Below are 2,740 nucleotides of genomic sequence, written 5' to 3' on the forward strand. Positions count from 1 at the left end.
CCAGGAGGAAGAAGGACTGAAGTCCTCACTACGAACCAGGAGGAAGAAGGACTGAAGTCCTCACTACGAACCAGGAGGAAGAAGGACTGAAGTCCTCACTACGAACCAGGAGTTTAATTGGGATTGAAACATCTATCTATTGACTAATTTTTTGTGCTGTAAGTTTGCGGTAAATTATAGTAATAAACTTAACTGTACATTAACCCGCAATTCAAACCACAGGTAAACCCCATGGACACCAACTCCCAAAATATCCAACCCGTTCCGCCATTTAGCGAGAAAAATGACGAAACGCCAGACATCGGCGGCGGTTTGCCGGTAATTGAATATTGGGCAAAGCATACTTTGTCGCCGGAAGGCCCGAAACTTTGGCAAACTTTGCTGCATAAAAGTGCTTGTTTGTCTTGTTCTTGGGGCACTGGCGGGCAGAAAGGAGGCTTTACTAATGAAGAAGGCGAAAAACTTCAGCGCTGCATGAAAAGTGTGGAAGCAATTTCGGCTGAAATTAAACCTGCTATCTCGACTAACTATTTTCAACAGCACAGTATTACAGAACTCCAACAATTAACTTCCAGGGACGCAGATAGGCTGGGAAGGTTGAGTTTTCCGATGATTTTGCGGGCTGGTGCGTCTCATTACGATCGCATTTCGTGGCAAGAAGTCTATGAAATTGCCGAAGCTGCGTTTCGCAAAACCCCCGAACGAGTGGCATCTTACAGTTCCGGTCGCTCTTCCAACGAAGCGGCTTTTCTGCTGCAATTGATGATGCGGGCGATCGGCTCTAACAACTTAGCAGATTGTTCCGATCTCTGCCACGCTCCCTCGACAACCGGGTTAAACGAAATGTTTGCCACCCGCACCTCGGTAGTGAGTCTAGAAAACTTGAAGCAAGCAGATTGTGTCGTGCTCGCGGGTGCTAATTCTGCCTACAACCATCCCCGCTTCATGAACGAGTTGATTAAAATTCGCGACAAAGGCGGTAAAATAATTGTCATCAATCCGGTGATGGAAATCGGGTTAGTCAAGTTTGGTTCTCCGGCATTTCCCATCAAGTCGCTCGTCCCCGGTTCCGATATTTCCTCGCTCTACTTGCAACCAATTCCCGGCAGTGATACGGCGCTATTTGTCGGCATTCAAAAATCGGTAATCGAACAAGGATTGCTAGACGAAATATACTTGCAATCCCACACAGAAGGCTGGGAAGCAGTAGTGCAGCACGCCCGCGAAACCGACTGGGACACTATTACTACAACTTGCGGAGTTTCTCAAGCAGAAATTGAGGCAGCAGCCAAAATAATCGGTAATTCTAAGCGGGTTGTCTTCGGTTGGGCGATGGGAATTACTCAACAAAAAAATGGCGTAGATAATGTTTTTAGCATCGCAAACACTGCTTTAATGACGGGAAATCTCGGCAAAGAAGGGGCGGGATTAATGCCGGTGAGAGGACACTCAAACGTCCAAGGATTCGGCTCTATGGGCGTGACTGTGGAGCTAAAAAAAGAAATCCAACACACTCTCGAACAGTTATTGGGGCGTCCCCTGAGCGCTGTTAAGGGTTACAACACTCGATCGCTCATTGAAGCAGCAGATGCAGGCCAAGTCGATACGCTAATCTGTTTGGGCGGCAACTTGTACGGGGCGAACCCGGATTCAACTGAAGCAAAACGCGCTTTAGGCAAGATTGAAACGATTATTTACCTCGCCACTAAACCAAATTTGGGACATTTTAGCGGATTGGCAAAGCACAATACAATTGTGCTGCCGGTGCTGAATCGCTTTGAAAATCCCTACAAAACAACCGTGGAATCCGGTAATAATTTTGTGCGTTTCAATGATGAAGGCGAAACTCATCTCAAAGATTCGGATTTGATTCCAGAAGTACATTTTTTAACTGAATTGGCTGCCAGAATTCACGGTACTTATCCGGTAGACTGGCGCCAGCTTCAAGATACTAAGTATGTGCGAAAATTGATTGCTAAAACAATTCCCGGCTTTGAGAAAATGGCAACAATTGATGAAACCAAAGAGGAATTCACCATCAGCGGGCGGATTTTTACCGAACCAAAATTTCCCACTGATTCCGGCAAAGCCAAGATGTTTGTCACGCCTTTACCAGTGCTAAAATTACCGGAAATCAAAGATTTTGGTGCATCGGAATCGGTGCGGGGTTTAGTTGTGGCATTGATGACTGGACGCAGTTATTCTCAGCACAATACTGTGGTTTACAAAATTGATGACAAGTACCGGGGAATGCCGCACCGCAACTGCATTTTGATGAATCGCGCCGATGCAGAAAGTGCTGGTATGCAAGAACATCAGCGGGTTACTGTGCAGGGAAATGTGGGGAAAATGGAAAATGTGGAGGTGATTTATGGGGCGGTTCGTGCGGGTGCTGCTTTGATGTTTTATCCTGAAGTTAATGTGATTTTTCACCCGGAGATTGAAAAGCGATCGGGCACGCCTGCTTACAAGCGCGTACCTGCTTTTGTCTACGCCGAAGCATAAGTTATTGTAGGGTGCGTCAGCTATGATTATTTTCGGAACAAACCAACAATCTCATACTGACGCACCATTAATTCCATGGTGCGTCAGAATTAGACTTTTCATGGCGATTACAAATCTCACCTCTGACGCACCCTACTACTTTTGTCTACGCAGTTATTGTAGGGTGCGTCAGCTATGATTATTTTCGGAACAAACCAACAATTTCAAGCTGACGCACCATTAATTCCATGGTGCG

1 protein-coding gene is annotated in these 2,740 nt (G+C 46.1%); it reads left to right on the forward strand.

The window, feature by feature from the left end:
• Positions 1 to 231 precede the first annotated feature (231 nt).
• A complete protein-coding gene (locus tag QUB64_RS05660; protein WP_333265727.1) occupies positions 232 to 2,505 on the forward strand; it encodes an FdhF/YdeP family oxidoreductase in 2,274 nt (757 codons plus the stop codon).
• Positions 2,506 to 2,740: the final 235 nt, after the last annotated feature.

The sequence above is a fragment of the Microcoleus sp. Aus8_D2 genome, from assembly GCF_036702665.1.
Lineage (GTDB): Bacteria > Cyanobacteriota > Cyanobacteriia > Cyanobacteriales > Microcoleaceae > Microcoleus.